The 21,469-nt window shown below is 65.4% G+C and carries 21 protein-coding genes; 11 read left to right on the top strand and 10 right to left on the bottom strand.

Going from position 1 to position 21,469, the window contains the following annotated elements; translation table 11 throughout:
• Nucleotides 1-13: 13 nt before the first annotated feature.
• Both G568_RS0107065 and edd read right to left on the bottom strand, forming a co-directional pair.
• Nucleotides 14-655 (bottom strand): bifunctional 4-hydroxy-2-oxoglutarate aldolase/2-dehydro-3-deoxy-phosphogluconate aldolase, encoded by a 642-nt coding sequence (locus tag G568_RS0107065; RefSeq protein WP_026757371.1) that lies wholly within the window; start codon nt 653-655, stop codon nt 14-16.
• Entirely contained in the window at nt 652-2,460 is a 1,809-nt protein-coding gene (gene edd / locus G568_RS0107060) for a phosphogluconate dehydratase (RefSeq protein WP_026757370.1), read from the bottom strand. Before edd ends, G568_RS0107065 begins: the two co-directional genes overlap by 4 nt.
• A gap of 198 nt (nt 2,461-2,658) precedes the next feature.
• On the opposite strand from edd, the gene G568_RS0107055 reads away from it, so the two are divergent.
• The 3 genes from G568_RS0107055 to G568_RS0107045 are packed head-to-tail and all read left to right on the top strand — an operon-like array spanning nt 2,659 to nt 5,094.
• Complete coding sequence (locus tag G568_RS0107055; protein WP_026757369.1) at nt 2,659-3,309, top strand: DUF6778 family protein; 651 nt, start codon at nt 2,659-2,661, stop codon at nt 3,307-3,309.
• Nucleotides 3,310-3,346: 37 nt separating this feature from the next.
• Entirely contained in the window at nt 3,347-4,543 is a 1,197-nt protein-coding gene (locus G568_RS0107050; protein WP_026757368.1) for an RSP_2647 family RNA methyltransferase, read from the top strand.
• Nucleotides 4,540-5,094 (top strand): RSP_2648 family PIN domain-containing protein, encoded by a 555-nt coding sequence (locus G568_RS0107045; protein ID WP_026757367.1) that lies wholly within the window; start codon nt 4,540-4,542, stop codon nt 5,092-5,094. The genes G568_RS0107050 and G568_RS0107045 overlap by 4 nt, the downstream gene beginning before the upstream one ends.
• 36 nt (nt 5,095-5,130) lie before the next feature.
• Here G568_RS0107045 and G568_RS0107040 read toward each other — a convergent pair whose 3' ends face one another.
• Nucleotides 5,131-5,829 (bottom strand): M48 family metallopeptidase, encoded by a 699-nt coding sequence (locus G568_RS0107040; RefSeq protein WP_026757366.1) that lies wholly within the window; start codon nt 5,827-5,829, stop codon nt 5,131-5,133.
• Between the two features lie 166 nt (nt 5,830-5,995).
• On the opposite strand from G568_RS0107040, the gene G568_RS0107035 reads away from it, so the two are divergent.
• Entirely contained in the window at nt 5,996-6,733 is a 738-nt protein-coding gene (locus G568_RS0107035) for a maleate cis-trans isomerase family protein (protein ID WP_026757365.1), read from the top strand.
• A 5-nt stretch (nt 6,734-6,738) separates the two neighbouring features.
• Here the strand turns inward: G568_RS0107035 and G568_RS0107030 are convergent, their stop codons facing one another.
• The 4 genes from G568_RS0107030 to G568_RS0107015 all read right to left on the bottom strand — a co-directional run bounded on the left by G568_RS0107030 (nt 6,739) and on the right by G568_RS0107015 (nt 10,491).
• On the bottom strand, nt 6,739-7,923 hold the full coding sequence (locus tag G568_RS0107030) for a vWA domain-containing protein (protein WP_026757364.1): 1,185 nt from the start codon (nt 7,921-7,923) through the stop codon (nt 6,739-6,741).
• 3 nt (nt 7,924-7,926) lie between these two features.
• A complete protein-coding gene (locus tag G568_RS20490; protein WP_026757363.1) occupies nt 7,927-8,097 on the bottom strand; it encodes a hypothetical protein in 171 nt (56 codons plus the stop codon).
• Between the two features lie 2 nt (nt 8,098-8,099).
• Nucleotides 8,100-9,515, bottom strand: coding sequence for a DUF2927 domain-containing protein (locus G568_RS0107020; RefSeq protein ID WP_051202823.1), 1,416 nt, complete (start codon nt 9,513-9,515; stop codon nt 8,100-8,102).
• A 136-nt stretch (nt 9,516-9,651) separates the two neighbouring features.
• Entirely contained in the window at nt 9,652-10,491 is an 840-nt protein-coding gene (locus G568_RS0107015) for an AAA family ATPase (protein ID WP_026757361.1), read from the bottom strand.
• A 185-nt stretch (nt 10,492-10,676) separates the two neighbouring features.
• On the opposite strand from G568_RS0107015, the gene dksA reads away from it, so the two are divergent.
• From dksA to G568_RS20235, 3 genes are all read left to right on the top strand, one after another.
• Nucleotides 10,677-11,099: an RNA polymerase-binding protein DksA gene (dksA, locus tag G568_RS0107010; protein ID WP_037373836.1), complete on the top strand. Its 423-nt coding sequence runs from the start codon at nt 10,677-10,679 to the stop codon at nt 11,097-11,099.
• A gap of 84 nt (nt 11,100-11,183) precedes the next feature.
• Entirely contained in the window at nt 11,184-12,356 is a 1,173-nt protein-coding gene (locus G568_RS0107005) for an FAD-dependent monooxygenase (RefSeq protein ID WP_026757359.1), read from the top strand.
• A gap of 255 nt (nt 12,357-12,611) precedes the next feature.
• Entirely contained in the window at nt 12,612-12,899 is a 288-nt protein-coding gene (locus G568_RS20235) for a hypothetical protein (RefSeq protein ID WP_157084323.1), read from the top strand.
• Nucleotides 12,900-12,952: 53 nt separating this feature from the next.
• On the opposite strand, the gene G568_RS0107000 is transcribed toward G568_RS20235, so the two are convergent.
• Both G568_RS0107000 and tyrS read right to left on the bottom strand, forming a co-directional pair.
• Nucleotides 12,953-13,984, bottom strand: coding sequence for a fatty acid desaturase (locus G568_RS0107000; protein ID WP_051202821.1), 1,032 nt, complete (start codon nt 13,982-13,984; stop codon nt 12,953-12,955).
• A 134-nt stretch (nt 13,985-14,118) separates the two neighbouring features.
• Complete coding sequence (gene tyrS / locus G568_RS0106995; protein WP_026757357.1) at nt 14,119-15,417, bottom strand: tyrosine--tRNA ligase; 1,299 nt, start codon at nt 15,415-15,417, stop codon at nt 14,119-14,121.
• 63 nt (nt 15,418-15,480) lie between these two features.
• Here tyrS and G568_RS0106990 point away from each other — a divergent pair, with 63 nt between their 5' ends.
• Nucleotides 15,481-16,593 carry an anhydro-N-acetylmuramic acid kinase gene (locus G568_RS0106990; RefSeq protein WP_026757356.1) on the top strand — a complete coding sequence of 371 codons (1,113 nt, stop codon included), beginning with the start codon at nt 15,481-15,483 and terminating at the stop codon, nt 16,591-16,593.
• A gap of 1 nt (nt 16,594) precedes the next feature.
• Here G568_RS0106990 and G568_RS0106985 read toward each other — a convergent pair whose 3' ends face one another.
• The gene (locus G568_RS0106985; protein WP_026757355.1) at nt 16,595-17,539 is read right to left on the bottom strand and encodes a radical SAM protein; all 945 of its coding nucleotides are present in this window, start codon (nt 17,537-17,539) and stop codon (nt 16,595-16,597) included.
• 195 nt (nt 17,540-17,734) lie between these two features.
• Here G568_RS0106985 and zwf point away from each other — a divergent pair, with 195 nt between their 5' ends.
• Genes zwf through pgi form a run of 3 tightly spaced genes read left to right on the top strand, consistent with a single transcriptional unit; the run spans nt 17,735 to nt 21,467 of the window.
• On the top strand, nt 17,735-19,189 hold the full coding sequence (gene zwf / locus G568_RS0106980) for a glucose-6-phosphate dehydrogenase (RefSeq protein WP_026757354.1): 1,455 nt from the start codon (nt 17,735-17,737) through the stop codon (nt 19,187-19,189).
• Nucleotides 19,186-19,860: a 6-phosphogluconolactonase gene (pgl, locus tag G568_RS0106975; protein WP_026757353.1), complete on the top strand. Its 675-nt coding sequence runs from the start codon at nt 19,186-19,188 to the stop codon at nt 19,858-19,860. The genes zwf and pgl overlap by 4 nt, the downstream gene beginning before the upstream one ends.
• On the top strand, nt 19,857-21,467 hold the full coding sequence (pgi, locus tag G568_RS0106970) for a glucose-6-phosphate isomerase (protein WP_026757352.1): 1,611 nt from the start codon (nt 19,857-19,859) through the stop codon (nt 21,465-21,467). Before pgl ends, pgi begins: the two co-directional genes overlap by 4 nt.
• Nucleotides 21,468-21,469: the final 2 nt, after the last annotated feature.

Genomic DNA, 21,469 nt, shown 5'->3' with positions numbered 1-21,469 from the left:
TGCCGTTCAGGGGTCACGGGCGGGGCAGTTCTGCCGCCTGACGGGCCAATGCCTCGATCGCTTCCCATTCGCCGCGTTGAACCAGATGCGCTGGCGTGATCCAGCTTCCGCCGACGCACAGAACGTTCGGCAACCCGAGGTAATCGGGGGCGTTGTCCAACCCGATCCCGCCGGTTGGGCAGAACCGGATCTGGGGCAGGGGACCGGACAGCGCCTTGAGCATGGGCGCCCCGCCCGCGGCGGAGGCGGGAAAGAACTTCTGCACGCTATAGCCACGATCCAACAGGCGCATCGCCTCGCTTGCCGTGGCCGCGCCGGGCAGAAGGGGCATATTGGCGGCCTCGCTGGCCGATAGCAGGGCATCGGTGCTGCCCGGCGACACGGCGAACTCTGCGCCTGCCTGTTTCGCGCGCTCCAGGTCCTGTGCATTCAGGACCGTGCCCGCGCCCACTGTTGCCCCCGGAACCCGCGTCATCGCCTTGATCGCGTCAAGCGCGGCGTCGGTGCGCAGCGTCACTTCGAGGATTGGCAGGCCCCCCGCCACCAGTGCCCGCGCCAGCGGCTCCGCGATAGCGGCGTCGTCGATGACAAGGACCGGGATCACCGGCGCGCGGCGGCAGATCGCCTCGATCCGACCGGGGGCCGCGCGGCTCACAGGATCACCCCCGCCCCGGTGATGGCCGGGCCGACCGAGTTGCGGAACACTTCGAACAGCTCGCGCCCGACGCCCGTGCCGTTTCCGGACAAATCGGCGGCGACGGGTGTGCGGGTCTCGAAATCTTCGGCCAGGGTCTCCAGTGTGCAGTTTTGTGCATCAAGGCGGATCATATCGCCGTCGCGCAGCCGCGCCAGTGGCCCGCCTGAGGCCGCCTCGGGGCTGACATGGATCGCGGCGGGCACCTTGCCGCTGGCGCCCGACATGCGCCCGTCGGTGACAAGAGCCACCCGCAGGCCACGATCCAGCAGCACCGACAGCGTCGGCGTGAGGCCGTGCAGCTCGGGCATACCATTGGCCTGTGGCCCTTGAAAGCGGACCACCACGACCGTGTCCTGCGTGAACTCGCCGGCCTTGAAGGCATCCTTGACCGCCTGTTGATCGGTGAAGACGCGCGCCGGCGCTTCGACAATCATGTGGTCCTCGGCCACCGCCGAGGCCTTGATCAGCCCCGTGCCCAGGTTCCCCGATAACTGCCGTAGCCCGCCCGTGGCCTGAAACGGATCGGCGACGGGGCGCACGATGCGGTCGTTATGCGTCTCCTCGGGTCCGTTGACATAGCTCAGGCGCCCATCCTCGCCCAGTTGCGCCTGCTTGGTATAGGCATCGAGGCCGTGGCCCGCGACGGTCTGCACATCGTCGTGCAGCAATCCCGCATCCCGCAACTGCCCAATCATGTAGCCCAGCCCGCCGGCCGCGTGGAAATGGTTCACGTCGGCCAACCCGTTGGGATAGACCCGCGCCATCAGCGGCGTGACCGACGAGATGTCCTCGAAATCCTCAAGCGCAAGTTGGATGCCCGCCGCCCGCGCCATGACCGGCAGGTGCAGCACCAGGTTGGTCGATCCGCCTGTCGCCATGAGGCCCACGATCCCGTTCACGAACGCGCGCTCATCAAGGATATCGCAGACCGGGCGATAGGAATTGCCGAGCGCCGTCATTGAAAGCGCGGTCTCGGTCCCCGCAACGGTAAGCGCCGTGCGCAGCGGCGTGCCGGGATTGACGAACGAGGCGCCCGGCAGGTGTAGCCCCATGAACTCCATCAGCATCTGGTTGGAATTGGCGGTGCCGTAGAACGTGCAGGTGCCCGGGCCGTGGTAGCTGGCCATTTCGGCGCGCATCAGCTCTTCGCGGGTGGCGCGGCCTTCGGCGAATTTCTGGCGCACCTTGGATTTTTCGTCATTGGGCAGGCCCGATGTCATGGGCCCCGCCGGCATGAAGACGCCGGGGATATAGCCAAAGGTCGCCGCGGCGATGACAAGCCCCGGCACGATCTTGTCGCAGACCCCCAGGTAAAGCGCGGCATCGAACGTGTTGTGCGACAGGGCGACCGCGCTGGCCAGTGCGATAACGTCGCGGGAAAACAGCGACAGCTCCATACCCGTCTGGCCCTGGGTGATCCCGTCGCACATGGCGGGCACCCCGCCGGCGACCTGCGCCGTTGCCCCGCGGGCGCGGGCGGCGGCGCGTATCTGATCGGGGAACCCTTCGAACGGCTGATGCGCCGACAGCATATCGTTGTAGGCGGTGACGATGCCGATATTGGGCGCTTGCGTTTGCGCGAGCGTGTCTTGATCCGCGCCGGCCGCCGCGTAGGCATGGGCCTGGTTGCCGCAACTCAGGTGGGCGCGTCGCGGTCCATCCTCGGCGGCGCGTTTCATTTTCTCAAGATAGGCCTGACGGCTGTCGCGGCTGCGCGCGATGACCCTTTCAGTCACGCGCAGGATCGTTTCGTTCATCTGCATCGCGCCTCCTTTACCTGGGGTTGGTATAGGATGATAGCGGTAACGCTTCAAGTCTGGCGCCAATTCGCACGCCGGTGGTGGGGGGCGCATGGGGCGCAAATGCCCGGTATTCGAACCCAATTTGCCGTACCCGCGCCACAATCCGGGATCAAACCACAGCTCAATACAAACGGGCACAAAGCCCAAGGAGGGTAGAGCATGGCATATTTTCGGACGATTATCGCGATCTGCGCAGGTCTGAGCCTGAGCGCCTGCGCATCGATTGACACCGCCACCAGGAATGCGCCGCTGGATGCGGCGGGGCTGGAGGCAGGCGCCGTCGCGCAGCCCGAGGTTTCGGTCGCAACATACAACATCAAGGTGTCGCGCGGCCTGCGGGTTTCCGAAGCCAACAGCTATTACCCGATGGGCGACATCGTCTGGCGCGGCGATCCGATCGGCGACCGGCATGCACAGGTGGCCGGGATCTTTGACACGGCGATGACCGTCGCGGCCGAGCGAGCCGAGGGCACCATGCCCGCCCAGGTCGATATCGAGGTGCTGCGCTTTCACGCGCTGACCGAGAAGACGCGCTATTCCATCGGGGGCGTGCATTCGATCAAGTTCAAGATGACGCTGCGTGATCCCGAAACCGGGGCAACCCTCATGGAGCCGCGTATCGTGACGGCGGATCTTAAGGCTTATGGCGGGTCCAGGGCCCTGGCGGCCGAGCAGCAGGGCCTCACGCAGAAGGTGCGCATCACGCGTCACCTCGAGAACGTGATCCAGCAGGAACTGGCCGTGCCCGGATCGACCACCGACAAGGTTACGAAGCTGGTGAATGGCCTTGAGACGGGAACTCAAATCTGAGCTTTCCCACCACACGATTGAGGCGTAAGAGGGCGGGATGACACCGCCCTCTTTGCCATCTGTCCGACTGCGTCCCAAGGCCAATGCTCGCGCCATCCGGCACGGCTTTCCCTGGGTGTATGATAACGAATTGGTGACCGATCGGCGTACCCGCGCCTTGCCGGGCGGGAGCCTTGCCATCCTTGAGGATAACGAGCGCGCGCCGCTGGGGTTGGTGGCGGTGAACCCGGCATCGCGCATCATCTGCCGGATGCTGGATACGGACCCTGCCGCGTGGATCGATCAGGACTGGTTCGCCGCGCGGCTTGAAAAGGCGCAATCGCTGCGCGCGCGGCTCTACCCGGGTCCGTATTACCGCCTGATCCACGCCGAGGCGGATGGCCTGCCCGGCGTCGTGATCGACCGATTCGATGATTGCGCCGTGGTGCAGCCGAACGCCGCCTGGGCCGAGGCGCGGCTGGAGGAATTGATCGAGGCGCTGGTCGATGTGACCGGGGTTCGCGTGGTGATCAAGAACGCCGGCGGGCGGGCGCGGGCGCTGGAGGGGCTGGATGATGCCTCGGGCGTGCTGCGCGGACAGGCGCCGGAGGGGCCGATTGCGGTGCCGATGAACGGCGCCACCTACATGGCCGACCTGATGGGCGGGCAGAAAACCGGCCTCTTTTATGATCAGCGGCCCAACCATTCCTTTGCGGCCGGCCTGTCGCGGGGGGCGCGGGTTCTGGACGTGTTTTCCCATGTTGGCGGCTTTGGGCTGGCGGCGCTGGCCGGGGGGGCGGCATCGACGCTGGCGGTGGATGGCTCGCAGCCGGCGCTGGATCTGGCGCGGGCCGGGGCCGAGGTGGGCGGCGTGGCGGCGCGCTTTGACGCGCGGCGCGGCGATGCGTTTGACGTGATGGCTGCGCTGGCCGAGGAAGGGCGCCGGTTTGACGTGGTGATCTGCGATCCGCCCGCGTTTGCCCCCACGAAAAAGGCGGTGGAAAAGGGCCTGCGCGCCTATGAGCGCGTGGCGAGGATGGCCGCCGCCCTGGTCGAAGAGGGCGGATACCTGGGCCTGTGCTCGTGCTCGCACGCCGCCGATTTGACCCGGTTTCGCGGCGCCTGCAACCGCGGCATTGGGCGGGCCGGCCAACAGGCGCAGATCATCCATACCGGGCAGGCGGGGCCGGATCATCCGCTGCTGCCGCAACTGGCCGAGTCGGGTTATCTCAAGGCGGTGTTCTACCGGCTATGAAGGTTCTGCTGGATACCTGCGTGATCTATCCCACGGTGATGCGCGAGGTGCTGCTGGGGGTGGCGCGGCAGGGGGTGTTCACGCCGCTCTGGTCGGCGCGGATCCTTGAGGAATGGGCGCGCGCGGCGCGCAAGCTGGGCCCCGGCGGCGAGGCGCAGGCGAGGGCGGAAATTGCCCTTGTGAGGGCCGAATGGACGGGCGCCGAGGTGCGCGGGGCCGAGGGGATCGAGCGGCGGCTATGGCTGCCGGACCCGGCGGATCGGCACGTTCTGGCGGCGGCGGTCGCGGGGTCGGCGGACCTGATCCTGACCCTTAATGCCAAGGATTTTCCCCGGCAAATCCTGGCCGAGGAGGGGCTGAGCCGGCAAGATCCCGACGGGTTCCTGATGGGGATCTGGAAGGCGCAGCCGGAGCTGGTCGAGACCGTCGTGGAGGCCGTCCGGCAGGAGGCGGAGCGGCTGTCGGGGCAGGAATGGACGCTGCGGGGGCTCATGAAAAAAGCCAAGATGCCGCGCCTTGGAAAGGCGTTGCAGGGGCGCGTCTCACTGTGAATTGTGTTTCCACAAGTATTTGATATATAATTATATTCAGGTTTTTTGTGGCTCGCCCAGCCAGCGGCGCTCATGTTCTTCGATCGCGTCGATGCGGGCCTGCGTCTTGGGGTGGCTCATCAGCCACGCAGGCGCCGATCCGGCGCGCGATTGGGTCAGTTCCTCAAGCTTGAGAAACAGGGATTTCTGCGGCGAGGTGCCGATCCCGGCCTTAGTCAGCAGGGCGCTGGCGTATTCATCGGCCTCGAACTCGTCGCCGCGCGACAGGCGCGCCGCCAAAAGGGCGGTCACGCTATTGGCGATCCAGACCCCGATGCCGGGCAGGAACCGCGACAGCACCATCGCCAGCGCCGTGCGCAGGGCGTTTTGTCCGGAAAAATCGATCATCCGCCGGCGGCTGTGGCCAAGCGCGACATGGCCCAATTCATGCGCGATGACGCTGGCCATTTCATCGGCGGTGACCTCGCCGTTCTGGTACTTGCGGTAAAACCCGCGCGTGATGAAGATGCGGCCATCGGGTGCGGCCAGGCCGTTGACCGGGTCGATCTCGTAGATATGCACGCGCACGCGCGGTATATCGAGCGCACGGGCCAGCTTGTCAGTCATGGATTTGAGCGTCGGATCGGCCAGCTCGGTCGAGCGCTCATCCAGCTCGCGCCGGGTGCGCCACGCCGAGAAGCGGTACATCGCGAAACCATAGAGGATGGCCAGCAGGATCGGGGTAAAACGGATCATTGACAAGATATGGGGTGAAACAGGGACGGGGGCAAGCGGCGAGCGGCATGCCATTGATCCGCGCCTTGTGTCGCGCCCGGCCACGCATTAGGTAGGGCCCCTTGCGAAACAGGGTGCCGGCGCCGATGCGGGCGTGCCCGGCACGAGGCCATGAAGGGGGCAACCGATGGCGCAGGCATTCGAGACGGATGGCGGCTTTGGCACGCTGGCGCGGCTGGGGTTGATCGTGCTGTCGACCGACGAGTCGCTTGAGAACGAGGCGCGGCTGGTGTTGGGGGATCGCGCGGTAAGCATGATGCACACGCGCATCCCTGCCGAAGAGGATGTGACGCCCGACGCCCTTAGAATGATGGAAAACCGCCTGCCCGAAGCGGCGCGGCTGCTGCCGCAGGGGCAGGATGCGATCGGCTATGGCTGCACCTCGGCCTCGACGGTGATCGGGCCGGAGCGGGTGGCCGAACTGGTGCGCGGGCACCATCCGGGTGCGCAAGTAAGCAATCCGATCTCCGCGGTGATTGCGGCGCTGCGAGCGCTTGAGGTGGGGCGGATCGCCTATGTCTCGCCTTACGTGCCCAGCGTGACAGCCCCGATGCGCGTCTATCTCGAGAAGCAGGGGATCACCACGGTGATCGAGGACAGCTTTGCCGAAGGGGATGACCGGACGGTCGCTCATATCTCAGAAAAATCAAGTAAAACCATGATATTGGATGTCATAGCTAAAGCAAAGGTTGAGGCGGTTTTCGTGAGCTGCACCAACCTGCGCACCTTTGGCATCATCGACGAGGTCGAGCGCGAGACCGGACTGCCGGTGGTCAGCTCGAACCAGGCGCTGCTGTGGCATATGCTAAGGTTGGCGGGGGTGGACGCGCGCGGCTGGGGGCCGGGGCGGCTGTTTTCTCTATAGGCGTGCTAGCGGATCAACTCGCGCATCGCGGTCTCGATCCCCGACAGGGTCATGGGCACCATGCGATCCTCGAAAATCTCGCGAATCATGCCGATGGAATGTGTGTAGCCCCAGTATTTTTCGGGCACCGGGTTGATCCAGACATGATCGGGCCATTGGGCCCGGGCGCGCTCAAGCCAGATCTGCCCGGATTCGGGGTTCCAGTGCTCGTTCGCGCCGCCGGGATAGGCGACCTCGTAGGGACTCATCGACGCGTCGCCGACGAAAATGCATTTGTAATCAGGTCCATAGGTGTGCATCACGTCCCATGTCGGGGTGACATCGCCCCAGCGGCGGCGGTTGTCGCGCCACACGCCTTCATAAAGGCAGTTATGGAAATAGTAATGTTCAAGGTGTTTGAATTCCGAGCGGGCGGCCGAGAACAGCTCTTCTACCAGCTTGATATGCGGGTCCATTGAGCCGCCCACGTCGAGAAACAGCAGCACCTTGACGGCGTTGCGCCGCTCGGGGCGCGTCTTGACGTCGAGATAGCCATGCTCGGCTGTGGCGCGGATGGTGCCGTCGAGGTCCAGCTCGTCATGGGCGCCGTCGCGGGCCCATTGGCGCAGGCGTTTGAGCGCCACCTTGATGTTGCGGGTGCCCAGCTCGACGCTGTCATCAAGGTTGCGGAACTCGCGCTTGTCCCAGACCTTGACCGCGCGCTGGTGGCGGGATTTTTCCTGTCCGATGCGCACACCTTCGGGGTTGTAGCCATGCGCGCCGAAGGGCGAGGTGCCGGCGGTGCCGATCCACTTGTTGCCGCCCTGGTGGCGGCTGTCCTGTTCCTTGAGGCGCTCCTTGAGGGTCTCCATCAGCTTGTCAAAGCCGCCAAGCGCCTCGATCTCGGCTTTCTCTTCCTCGGTGAGGTGCTTTTCGGCCATCTTTTCCAGCCAATCGCGCGGCACGTCCACGGCGTTGAAGACATCGCTCAGCTGGATGTTCTCAAGCCCCTTGAAGGTGGCTGCGAAAGCGCGGTCGAAGCGGTCGAGGTTGCGTTCGTCCTTCACCATGGCGCTGCGGGCGAGGTAGTAAAACCCCTCGACATCGTAGGTCACCAAGCCCGATTTCATCGCCTCGAGGAATGTGAGATACTCGCGCAGGCTGACGGGGATGCTGGCCTCGCGCAGGTTGTCGAAGAAGGGCAGAAACATGGGCTACACCAATGCGGCGCGGTGCAGTATCAGCGTGAGGAACAGGCCCAGAAGGGCAAATATAATAGCGTAAACAAAGGCATACTGCGCAATGTCCAGCGTTTTGCCCTTGCGCCGCGCGGCCAGTGTGCCGCCAATCAGGGCGCCCAGAATCGCCCCCGCCAATACGATCATTTTTACCCGCCGCTCCTGTTTATCGGGTTGAGGGCGCTGATTTCGCGCAGCTTGGCGCGGACCGCCCCGTCAGAGCCGAATCCGTAGCGCGCCCAGCCCAGACTGTCCACCCGCACGGCGCGGGCGGCGGCGGGGCGGTCTGCGAGATCGAGCGCCTCGGCGCGGAGCATCATAAGGGTTGAGAGGAGCATCGCGTTTTCGCCGCGCGTGGCAGTTTCCAGGGCGGGGCGTATGTATGCCAGCGCCTGTTCGCCATTGCCGCGCGCGATGGCGTAGGCGGCGAGGTGGCTGGCGACCTGTGCGCGGTGCAGCTCGGTGCCGGGGCTATCGGCGAAGATTGCGTCGGCGGCGAGGAAATGGCGATAGGCCGCGCCCGAATCGGTGGCCTGCAGGAGCCGCCCGAGCGCGTAGTGGGAAAACCCGGCGCGGTGATCGCCCCAGCCTTCGGCGCGGGCGATGGCGACAGCGCGGCGAGCGGCGTGGCGGCGGGCGGCAACCCCGGTGCCGGGGCCGAGGGCGGTTTGGATCGCGTCCGTCCAGGCGCGCGGCGTGGCCGGCAGAAGGCGCGGCGCGCGCCCCTGTCCGCCGGGGTTGAGCCGCGCCAGAAGTGCCGGCAGGCGCTGCGCGACCTGCGCGCGGGTCATGCCCGAGCGCAGTTCGGGCGCGTAATAGGCCCGCAGGATCAGCATATCGAACCCGGTGAGGACGGTATGCACGTTGTCGTCGTTGAACACCGAATCGGGTTGCCGGTAGAGATCGTTGAGCGGGCCGATCGCCTGCGCCAGTTCCTCTTGCAGGCAATCGCGCATTTCCTGCGGGGCGGCGTCCTGCGGCACAAAAATCGCCACCTTGCGGCGCTCGGGCAGGCGGGCCCAATCGGTTTCGGGGGCGCCCCGGCGGCCGCGATAATCCGACAGGCGCGAGATGCCGGGCACCACGAAACAAGCGGCCTGCGGCAGGAACTGGCGAATCCGCTGGCCGCTGACGGCGGCGACGGTCAGGTTGACGGCTTCGCCCGCGCTGGCGCGCGCGATGTCCAGGCCCGCTTCGCGCCGCAGGCGGGCAAGCAGGCGGTCGAGATCCCTTTGCAAATGCGCGGGCGCGGCGCCGGTCACGCCGACGCGGATCGGCCCTTCGAACCGCGTGAGGCGGGGCAGGGCGCGCCCCGATTCGAGCAGGAAGGACAGATCGAGAAAATCGCGCGCGATATCGGCATTGGCCTGCTGCGGTGCCTGCGGGTGCGCGGTATCGAAGGATTTCATCGGCGGCAGGCCGGCGCCGGTGGCCTGTGCCGCGCGGGTGGGCGTATCGGGCGCGCCGGCGGGCATGCAGGCGCCGACAAGGGCCACAAGGCCGGAGGCCAGCAGGGTTCGGGCCGCCCGGCGGCGCGGAAATGCGATCTTGTGCGCCTTGGTCATCTGTCCTGTTTCACTCGTCTGCAAACACCGGAAGGTATATCTGTTAAGTAGACAGTGCGGCGAAAATATGGAGGTTTCAACGTGAGCGTGCGTTTTCTGCCCGCATCCATGGCGGGCAGACCGCCGCGCGCCCGCGTTACCCCCGCCCCCGCGCCATGAAGGCGAGCCGTTCAAACAGGTGCACGTCCTGTTCGTTCTTGAGCAGGGCACCGTGCAATTTGGGCAGGGCGTTGGGGCCGTCGCGCTTGAGGTCCTCGGGGGTCAGGTCCTCGGCCAGCAGCAGCTTGAGCCAATCCAGCACCTCGGAGGTCGAGGGCTTTTTCTTGAGGCCCGGCTGATCGCGCATCTCGTAGAATTGCGTCAGCGCGGTGGTCAGGAGTTGTTCCTTGATACCGGGGTGATGCACCTCGACGATGCGGCGCATGGTGTCGGGATCTGGAAACCGGATGTAGTGAAAGAAACAGCGCCGCAAGAAGGCGTCGGGCAGTTCCTTTTCGTTGTTGGAGGTGATGATCACGATGGGCCGGTTGACGGCGCGGATCGTCTCGCCCGTCTCGTAGACGTGGAACTCCATCCGGTCGAGTTCCTGCAGCAGGTCGTTGGGAAACTCGATATCGGCCTTGTCGATCTCGTCGATCAGCAGGACAACCTTTTCACCGGCCTCGAACGCCTGCCACAGCTTGCCCTTTCGGATGTAGTTGGACACGTCATGCACGCGTTCCTCGCCCAGTTGGCTGTCGCGCAGGCGGCTGACGGCGTCGTACTCGTAAAGGCCCTGCTGTGCCTTGGTCGAAGACTTGATATTCCATTCAATCATCTTCAGGCCAAGAGCGCCTGCCACCTGGCGGGCCAGTTCGGTCTTGCCGGTTCCCGGCTCGCCCTTGACCAGCAGGGGACGCTCGAGTGTGACGGCCGCGTTGACGGCAACGGTCAGGTCTTCGGTGGCCACGTATTCGGCCGTGCCTTCGAATTTCATGGGATCTCCAAGCTGTTACGCGCTGAATTTGAGGCACAGTAGCGTGATCGCAAATTCCCTGCAACGCGATGCGGATGAGGTAGTGACAATCCTTGGCCCGTGGGGTATCTGACCGGCCATGAAGGGGGTGCCATATGTCAAAGGATATCTTGATGACAGAGGTTGGCCTTGATGAGGGAGCGGATATGAAACCGGAATCCTTTTTGCCCGACGACTACCGGCCGGCAGAAACCGAACCATTCATGAATGAAAAGCAACTGGAGTATTTCCGCCGCAAGTTGTTGCAGTGGAAAGAGGATATTCTGGAAGATAGCCGCGACACAATCGAAGGGTTGCAAGACGGGGCGCGCAACATTCCCGATGTTGCCGACCGGGCCAGCGAAGAGACCGACCGCGCGCTGGAGCTGCGCACGCGGGATCGCCAGCGCAAGCTGGTTGCGAAGATCGACGCGGCGCTGCGACGGATCGAGACGGGCGAGTACGGCTATTGCGAGAAGACCGGCGATCCGATCAGCCTGAAGCGGCTGGACGCGCGGCCGATAGCGACGATGACACTTGAGGCGCAGGAGCGTCATGAGCGTCGCGAAAAGGTTCATCGCGACGACTGACCCCGGCCACACCACACCGCGTGCGGAAAGACAGGAACGCCGGGGCCTTAGCGCGCCGGCGTTTTCTTTTGCGAAAGGCGATCCATGCAGATGAGCGGTATCAAGGCGATCGTGATCGGGGCCGGCATTGGCGGTCTGGCGGTTGCGCGTGCGCTGGCGCTGCGCGGTGCGCAGGTGACGGTTCTGGAGCAGGCCGAGGCGATCGAAGAGGTCGGCGCCGGCCTACAAATCAGCCCCAACGGCACCGCGGTGCTGCGCGCGTTGGGGCTGGAGCAGGGGCTTTTGTCCGGCGGCGCGGTGCCGGCGCGGGCGGTGGCCCTGCACAATCAGGACGGGCGCGAGGTGTTGCGGCTGGACTTGGGGCAGGTGCGGGCGCAGGGGTATTACTTTGTTCACCGGGCCGACCTGATCGATCTGCTGGCGCAGGGCGCGCGCGATGCGGGCGTGCGGATCCGGCTGCTACAGCAGGTGGACCGGGTGCATCCCGGCTCGCGGCCCGAGGTGGTGATGGCCAGCGGCGCGGTGATGAACGCGGATTTGGTGATCGGGGCGGATGGCCTGCATTCGCGGCTGCGGCCGGTGCTCAATGGCACCGACCGGCCGTTTTTCACCAACCAGGTGGCTTGGCGCGCGGTGATCCCGGCGTGGGGCGACGCTGCGCCGGTGGCCCGCGTGGACATGGGCGCGCGGCGGCACATGGTTAGCTATCCGTTGCGCGACGGCCGGGCGCGCAACATCGTGGCGGTCCAGGAGCGCCGAGAGTGGACCGCCGAGGGCTGGCATCACCGCGACGATCCGGACGCGCTACGCGCGGCGTTTGCGGATTTCGGACCGCAGGTGCGCGATATGCTGGCGCAGGTGGAGGCGGTGAACCTGTGGGGGTTGTTCCGGCACCCGGTGGCGCAGGTGTGGCAGAAGGGGCAATGCGCGCTGCTGGGCGATGCGGCGCATCCGACGCTGCCGTTCCTGGCGCAAGGCGCGTGCATGGCGCTTGAGGATGCGTGGGTGATGGCCGACGCCCTGTCGGGGGCAGGGGACGTCGCCGAGGGCTTGCACGCCTACCAGGAGCGGCGCGAGCCGCGCGTGCGCCGAACCATCGCGGCGGCCAATGGCAACGCGTGGAAATACCACCTGCGCCCCGGCCCACTGCGGATGGCGGCGCACGCGGCGCTCCGTCTTGGCGGGCGGTTGGCGCCGGGTGCGATGGTGCGGCAGTTCGATTGGCTCTATGAACACGACGTGACGCAGCCGGGCTGAGGCCCACGGCTGTTCGTGGCATAGCGTGGCGGTCCCGAGCGCAGAGCGCCAATGCTGCCGCTAAGTCCCCCCAAAAGGAGACCTCGTCCGTCTTAGGACGTGTGAAGTAGATTTCTTGATCAGCAGACGAAAACAGGCGACTTTGTAGGTGAGATGCGACCAACGAAGAAATGACAACGGAGATCCGTTATTCATAAGGTGTAAGCCTTAGCTTTCACCGCGTTATCAGATGAATTTACCAAGCTTGGAAGAAAAATGCTGTATGTACTACGTTTCAATAATTCCTTGTCACTTGCTGGGATTGATCCGAAAAGAGTAAATCCAGATTTTCGCCAATATGCACAAAAATCTGGCAAAGAAAATCACCTTTCACCGCAAGAGGCTGTGCTTCTGCTATTAACGCAACTCCCAAGCGCCAGTCTTTTAGATATTGATCAACAAGAGATACGTCACTGGCTGAAGACTGGCAAGGTCAACGTTGATAAGGCAAGTGTAAATGAAATTTTGGGAAGAATTGGATGGGCGATCGGCTATGAAGAATAGCAGACACGGAGATTACAAGCGCGGTCTGCCGATGCAGCCTTTGAGGCCGGGTACTACCCGTACATCGCGCGGCTGCTTCGGAAGCTGAGCAGCTGGCGGGTTTCCTCGTCCCACAGGTGGCGGCGGGCGCAGGACAGGCTTTCGCGAATCGTCAGGCGTTGCGCATTGGCCAGGTCGGCGTGGTCGCGCAGCACCTCGGGTAGGCGGTAGAACGGGATCCGGCTATAGAGGTGGTGCACGTGATGCACGCCGATATTGGCCGAGAACCAGCGAAGCAGTCCCGGCATCACGTAATGCGAGGAACCGTGCAGCGCCGCCTCGTGCAGGTTCCATTCGTGGTCGCGGTCCCACATGGTATCCTCGAATTGGTGTTGCACGTAAAACAGCCACACGCCCGCCGACGCCCCGACAAGCACGGTGGGCACGAACACCGAAAACAGCACGCTCCAGCCGCCCAGCCACACAATCGCCAGCGATCCCGCGATCAGCAGGGCGTTGGTGGTCATCGCGCTGAGCCAATAGCGCCAGCCCGAGCGCATCAGCCCCAGCGGCAGGCGGTTTTGCACGACGAACAGGTAAGTCGGCCCCAGCCCGAACAGGACCAGGGGGTTGCGATAGAGCCGGTAAATCATCCGCCGGTGCCACGGCAGGGCGCGGTATTCGGCCACGGTGAGGGTGTGCACGTCGCCCATGCCGCGCTTGTCCAGGTTCCCGTGCGAGGCGTGGTGGATCGCGTGGGTGCGGCGCCACACGTCATAGGGCGTCAGCGTCAGCACCCCGATTCCGCGCCCGACCCATTCGTTGACGTGGCGATTGGCGAAATAGGCGCCATGGCCGCAATCGTGCTGGATCACGAAAAGACGCACGAGGAACCCACCGTTGATCAGCGCCAGCAGGATCGACAGCAGCGGGCTGATGGACATGGCCCACCACGCCAGCGCCCAGATCGCCACCAGTGGCAGTAGGCTGAGTGCCAGTTCGGTCAGGCTGCGCCAAAGGATCGGCTCGCGGTAGCGTGCCAGTGTCCTGATCCAGTTGCGGGCGGGGGCTGTGGGCTCGGTCGGGGTCGTTCCGGTAGGGTGCATTGGCACGGCGCGGCTTTCGTAGGGAGAAGAGGCAGAGAGGAAACAGGGCGATTGCGCCGCAGGGCACAAGCCGTGAGGGAGTGGCAAATACAATGGGGACGACAAGCCTTCACCGCAAGGGCAAAGCGCGCGGATCAGCCCTTCAAGCGGATTAATGCATGCCTTTTCTTGCCCGCCGACAGCTTGACCGCGCTGGCCAGGTCCGCAGGCGTCAGCACCAGGCCCGCATCCGATAGCGGCGCATCGTCCAGCCGCGCGCCGCCTTCTGCGATCAGGCGCTTGGCGTCCTTGCCCGATTTCGCCAGACCCGAGCGCACGATCGCCTGCACCACCGACAGACCCTCGCCCAACTCGTCCGCCGACAGCGTCAGCGTGGGCAGATCGTCTCCGGCGCCGCCATGCTCGAACACCTCGCGGGCGGTGGCCTGGGCGGCGGCGGCGGCATCCGCGCCGTGGCACAGGGTTGTGACCTCATCCGCGAGCACGATCTTGGCCTCGTTGATCTCGGACCCGGCGAGGGCGCCGAGGCGCTCGCATTCCTCGACCGGCAGCTCGGTATAAAGCTTGAGGAACCGGCCCACGTCGGCATCGGCGGTGTTGCGCCAGAACTGCCAGAACTCGTAGGGCGAGCGCATGTCGGCATTGAGCCAGACTGCGCCATCGGCGGATTTGCCCATCTTCTTGCCGTCGGCGGTGGTCATCAGCGGCGAGGTCAGGCCGAACACCTGTTGGTCGATCACCCGGCGGGTCAGGTCGATGCCGTTGACGATGTTGCCCCACTGGTCCGAGCCGCCCATCTGCAACCGGCAACCGTAGCGGCGGTTTAGCTCCATGAAATCATAGGCTTGCAGGATCATGTAGTTGAATTCGAGGAACGACAGCGATTGTTCCCGGTCGAGCCGCGATTTCACGGACTCGAATGACAGCATGCGATTGACGCTGAAATGGCGGCCCACGTCGCGCAGGAATTCAAGGTAGTTCAGATCGTCCAGCCATTCGGCATTATTGAGCATCAGCGCCTTGTTTGTCGTCGGCGTCGCGCGTCCGGCCTTCGCCGCTGAAAGCTCTTCGTATGTATCCTCGTATTCCAGGTACTTGGCGAAAACCTGCTTGATCCCGGCGATGTTGGCGTCGATTTGATCGGGCGTCAGCAGCGGGCGCTCATCGGCGCGGAAGCTGGGGTCGCCCACCTTGGTGGTGCCGCCACCCATCAGGGTGATCGGTTTGTGCCCGGTCTTTTGCAGCCAGCGCAGCATCATGATCTGGATCAGCGAGCCCACATGCAGCGATTTCGCCGTCGCGTCAAAGCCGATATAGCCGGGCACGACGCCTGCGCTCAGCGCCTCGTCGAGGCCCTGATAATCGGTGCAGTCGGCCATGAAGCCGCGCTCGATCATCACTGACATGAAATCCGATTTGGGATGGTAGGTCATCGCTGTTGTTCCTTGGGCATTTGCGCGGCATGTATAGGCAGGCTGGTAGCAAAGGAAAAGGCCATGTTGAAGGCGGGGATCGTCAGGGCGCTTGGCGCGATGTCGGGCACATCGCTTGACGGGGTCGATGCGGCGGTGGTCGAGACCGACGGCGAAGCGATCGCGGGCTTTGGTCCGGTGGCCTATCGCGCCTACGACGAGGACGAGCAGGCGCGCTTGCGCGCGGCGCTGGGGCAGTGGCCCGAGGGCGCGGGCGTGGCGGCAGCGGCGCAGGTGGTGCAGCGCGCGCATGAGCAGGTGCTGGCCGGGTTCGAGTCGATCGATCTGATCGGGTTTCACGGTCAGACGCTGGCGCATGATCCGGGCGGGCGTGGCACGCACCAGGCGGGCGATGGCGCGGCGCTGGCGCGGGCGCTGAACGTGCCGGTGGTGTGGGATTTTCGCAGCGCGGATGTGCGCCTAGGCGGGCAGGGGGCGCCGCTGGCGCCGTTTTTCCACCATGCCTGCGCGCGCTGGATCGGGGCGGCGGGGCCGGTGGCGTTTCTCAACCTCGGGGGGGTGGGGAACCTGACCTGGGCGGACCCGCGCGTGCCGCGCCCCGAGGCCGATGGCGCGCTGCTGGCGTTCGACACGGGGCCGGCCAACGCGCCGCTGAACGACCTGATGATGCAGCGCCGGGGCCTGAGCCATGACGCGGGCGGGGCGCTGGCCGCGCAGGGGCAGGTGGCCGAGGGCGCATTGGAGATGTTCCTCGATGAGGGGTATTTCCTGAAGCTGCCGCCCAAGTCACTGGATCGCAACGCGTTCGAGGGCATGCTGGATCTGGTGCGCGAGCTGCCAGATACCGATGCCGCCGCGACGATGACGGCGATGGCGGCAACGGCGGTGATGCGCGGGATGGAGCATTGCCCGGCCCCGCCCGAGCGCCTGTTGGTGACCGGCGGCGGGCGCCATAACCCGGTGATGATGGAGATGTTGCGCGCCGGTCTGGATTGCCCGGTGGCCCCCGTCGAGGATGTGGGCCTGAACGGCGATATGCTGGAGGCGCAGGCGTTTGCCTACCTTGCGGTGCGGGTGTTGCGGGGCCTGCCGACATCGTGCCAGGCGACGACGGGCGTGCGCGCGGCGGTGGCCGGCGGTACCGTGTCGCGGCCAGAAGACGGCGCGGCCGTGTAGATCACCCCGAGCACGACGCCCCGCCCAAAACGCAGAACTCGGCGCAATGGGGGTGGTTGAGGGCGACATCGCGCTCGGCCTCGGCGAGGGTTTCGCCCAGCTCGAACTCGGGCGCGTAGGGCAGCAGGGTGCAGGCCAGAACCGCCGGTTTGGCGGCGCCCTTGCGCTTGACCACCATGCGCGAGGAGGCGCACATCACGTCGCCGGGCGATTTGCCAAGGATGGACCAGCAATCGGTCGTGATCTCGGGCACTTCGACGTTTTCGTCCATTTCCGGGAACAGCACCGTCATGGCGGGGTCTTGCGCGTCGATGTCAAACCCATGGCGCGCATACAGCGCGGCATAGCCGGCGCGGCTCTGCGCCTCGGTCTCGTCCCATGTGGTGCGGCCGGCGACCGCCATCTGCGCACCCTGATCCCTGAGCCAGTTCATGCCCTCGATCGTGCGATCAAAGGCACCCCGCCCGCGTTCGGCGTCATGCTTTTCGCGCGACCAGTGATCGAGCGATATGCGCAGCGTCAGGCAATTGCCGAACTCGGTGATCAGCGCGGCCAGCCCCGCCTGCACGCGCTTGCGCATCATCGGGCGCATGGCGTTGGTCAAGATCAGCACCTCGTACCCGCGAGTGAGCGCATCGCGGGTCATCGCGATCATGTCGGGGTTCATGAACGGCTCGCCCCCGGTAAAGCCGATCTCGTGCACCGGCCAGCCGCGGCTTTCGATCTGGTCGAGGTAGCTGGCCACCTCATCGGCGGTGATATAGACCAGCGCATCGTTGCTGGGCGAGCTTTCCATGTAGCAATTCGCGCAGGTGATGTTGCACAGGCTGCCGGTGTTGAACCACAGGGTCTCGGCCCGCTCCAGCGCGACGGTGGCGCGGGGGCTGCCATCGGCGGTCAGGGCAGGGTCGGTGAATTTGCCGTGGTTGGCGTTCAGGTCTTTCATGCATCACCCATGTCATGGAATTGCCGCAAGGCTAGCGTGCGGGCGGCGCGGTTAGAAGGGGGGCAATTGGCGCCTGACACCATTGTGATCCCGTGGTGATCAAGATATGTTTGCGCTAACATTTCAAAGAGTGCTTGCCCCACCGCAAGCGGGTATCAATGTGGGTAGCACGAAACACCAAGAAGGGCGCGATACATGGCATCTCGAATCATTCCGGTCGATCCGTTCGACCTGGTGGTGTTCGGCGGCACGGGGGATCTTGCGCGGCGCAAGATCCTGCCGGCGCTGTTCCGGCGTTATTGCGCGGGACAGATGCAGGATGGCACGCGGATCATCGGCGCCGCGCGGGCCGAGTATGACACCGAGGGCTATCGCGCCTTTGTGCATGATGAACTGGTCGAGTTCGCCGGCCCCGCCGCGCAGGATACTGACCAGGTTGCCGGATTCCTGGACATCCTGGACTACGTGGCGATTGACGCCGATGGCGAGCTGGGGTGGTCCGAACTGTCGCAGATGCTAAGCGAAGAGCGGGTGCGCGCGTTCTATTTCTCGGTCGGGCCAGAGCTGTTCGGCGGGCTGGCCGAGCGCCTGCATCGGCACGGGATGGCCCATGGCGAAAGCCGGATCGTGGTGGAAAAGCCCTTTGGCCACGATCAGGCCACGGCGCGGCGCCTGAACGAGACGCTGGCCGAGCATTTCGAAGAGGTGCAAATTTACCGCATCGATCACTACCTGGGCAAGGAGACGGTGCAGAACCTGATGGCGATCCGGTTCGGCAACATGCTGTTTGAGCCGCTGTGGAACAGCCAGTATGTCGATCACATCCAGATCACCGTGGCCGAGACCGTGGGCGTGGCCGGCCGGGGCGAATATTACGATAACGCAGGCGCGATGCGCGATATGGTGCAAAATCACCTGATGCAGCTATTGTGCCTGATCGCGATGGAGCCGCCGTCGAAGTTTGACCCGGACGCGCTGCGCGACGAGAAGCTGAAGGTCATTCGCGCGCTGGACCCGGCCGGGCAGGACGATATCGTGCTGGGCCAATACCGGGCCGATGCCACCCGGCCGGGATACCACGAGGACGTGGGCGACCCAGATAGCACTACTGAGAGCTTTGCCGCGCTGCGGTTGCAGATCAGCAACTGGCGCTGGGCAGGCACGCCGATTTATGTTCGCACGGGCAAGCGGCTGAGGGCGCGGAAATCCGAGATTGCGGTGGTGTTCAAGGAAACGCCGCACTCTATCTTTGGCCCCGAGGCGGGGCGGCATCGCAATATCCTGACGATCCGGTTGCAGCCCAACGAGGGGATCGATCTGGACATGACCATAAAGGAGCCGGGACCGGGGGGGATGCGGCTGGTGGATGTGCCATTGGACATGACATTCGCCAAGGCGCTTGGCCCCGATGCAGAAGACGTGCCGGACGCCTATGAGCGCCTGATCATGGACGTGATCCGGGGTAACCAAACCCTGTTCATGCGCGACGACGAGGTCGAGGCGGCGTGGGCGTGGATCGATCCGGCGATCGTTGAATGCAACAAACGGGGGCAACCGCCCTTGCCCTATGACGCGGGCAGTTCGGGCCCGGAGGAGGCGCTGGCGCTGATGCATCGCGACGGGCGTCGTTGGCGGGAGATCAAACCATGACGCTGATAGAATATGCCGATTCCGAGATGATGGCGATCGACCTGGCCAATTCCGTGGCCGGGGAGCTGGGCGAGGCGCTCAGGGCGCAGGACCGGGCGACGCTGATCGTGCCGGGGGGCAGCACGCCGGGGCCGGTGTTCGACGATCTGTGCGCGGCCGATCTGGATTGGAGCCGGGTGGACGTGATCCTGAGCGATGAGCGGTGGGTGCCGGAGGATCATCCACACTCGAATGCGCGGCTGCTGCGCGAGCGGTTGCTGGTGGACCGCGCGGCGGCGGCGACGTTCCTGCCGCTCTATGCGCCCGGGGATGATCCCGAGGCGGTATTGGCCGATGTCGAGGCGATGCTGGAGCCGCATTTTCCCGCCTCGGTCGGCCTTTTGGGCATGGGCACCGATGGCCACGTGGCCAGCCTGTTCCCGCGCGGCGACAACTTGCGGCTGGGCCTGCATGGGGAGGCGCCGATATTGGTGTCGATGCGGGCCGAGGGGCTGGAGCACACGCGCGTGAGCCTGAGCGCGCGGGTCCTGCGCGGGACGCTTTCGCTGCACCTGGTGATTATTGGCGATGAAAAGCGCGCCGTGCTGGAGCGGGCCCGCGACCTGCCCCCCGAAGAGGCGCCGGTGGCTGCCATTCTCGATGACGCGACCGTGCATTGGGCGCCCGAATGAGCGGTATGTGGCAAACCCTTGAGCGGATGCGCGGCGCGCGCGAAGGCCGCGATATCACGGATTTGTTCGCCCAGGACCCCGACCGCGCCGAAGGGTTCACCGCGCGGTTCGACGGGATGGCGCTGGATTATTCCAAGACGCAGTTGGACGGCGAGCTTCGCGCGGCGCTTATCGATCTGGCGCAGCAGGCCGGCGTTGCCGAGCGGCGCGAGGAAATGTTCGCCGGCGCCCCGATCAACCGGACCGAGGGGCGCGCCGTGCTGCATACCGCGCTGCGCGCGTCTGACGGCGTGCAGGTCGAGGTGGACGGCGCGGACGTGATGCCGCAGGTGCGCCGCACCCGCGCGCGGATGGCAGAACTGTCCGAGGGCCTGCGCGCGGGCACGGTGCGCGGGCAGGGCGGGGCGATAACCGACGTGGTCAATATCGGCATTGGCGGCTCGGACCTGGGCCCGGCGATGGCCTGTGCGGCGCTGGAGCCTTACCACGACGGGCCGCGCTGCCATTTCGTAAGCAACGTGGACGGCGCGCATATCCACGATACGCTGGCCGGGCTGATCCCTGAAACGACGCTTGTGATCGTGGCGTCCAAGACCTTTACTACCGTCGAGACAATGACCAACGCCGCCACCGCGCACGCGTGGATGACCGCGCGGGTGGCCGATCCCGGCGCGCAGTTCGTGGCGATCTCTTCGGACGCAGGGCGTGCGGCCGAGTGGGGCATCGCGCCCGAGCGCGTCTTCGGCTTTGCCGACTGGGTCGGCGGGCGCTATTCGGTGTGGGGGCCGATCGGCCTGAGCGTGATGATCGCGATCGGGGCGGAGCGGTTCGAGGACTTCCTGGGCGGCGCGGCGGCGATGGACGCGCATTTTCGCGAGGCCGAGCCGGGCGCGAACATGCCGATGATGCTGGCGCTGACCGGAGTGTGGCACCACCAGGTCTGCGGCCACGCCACGCGCGCGGTGCTGCCCTATGATCAGCGTCTGGCGCTGCTGCCCAGCTACTTGCAGCAGTTGGAGATGGAGAGCAACGGCAAAGGCACCGCGATGGACGGCAGCGCCCTGACTCGGCCGGCGGGGCCGGTGGTGTGGGGTGCGCCGGGCACCAACGGGCAGCACGCGTTCTACCAGTTGATCCACCAGGGGCGGCAGGTGGTGCCGTGCGAGTTCATGATCGCGGCGCGCGGGCACGAGGCCGGGCTGGAGCATCATCACCGGCTGCTGGTGGCCAATTGCCTGGCGCAGTCGCAGGCCCTGATGCGCGGGCGCGGGATGGACGAGGCGCGCGAATTGATGCGCGCCGCCGGACTCAAGGGCGCCGAGTTGGAACAGCAGGCGGCGCACCGGGTGTTCACGGGCAATCGGCCGTCCGTGACGCTGGCTTATGACCGGCTGACGCCGCGGCGGCTGGGCCAGATCATCGCGCTTTATGAGCACCGGGTGTTCGTTGAGGGCGTGATTATGGGCATCAACAGCTTTGATCAGTGGGGCGTTGAACTGGGCAAGGAAATGGCCAACGCCCTCGCCCCCGCGGTGGCGGGCGAGGCGGTGCCGAAGGGCATCGACGGATCGACCGCCGCGCTGTTGCAATTTCTGCGCGGCGGGTAGGG

The organism is Sediminimonas qiaohouensis DSM 21189 (genome assembly GCF_000423645.1).
Classification (GTDB): domain Bacteria; phylum Pseudomonadota; class Alphaproteobacteria; order Rhodobacterales; family Rhodobacteraceae; genus Sediminimonas; species Sediminimonas qiaohouensis.
Note: the sequence above shows the minus strand (reverse complement) of the source record. Positions and strands in the feature narration are given on the sequence as shown.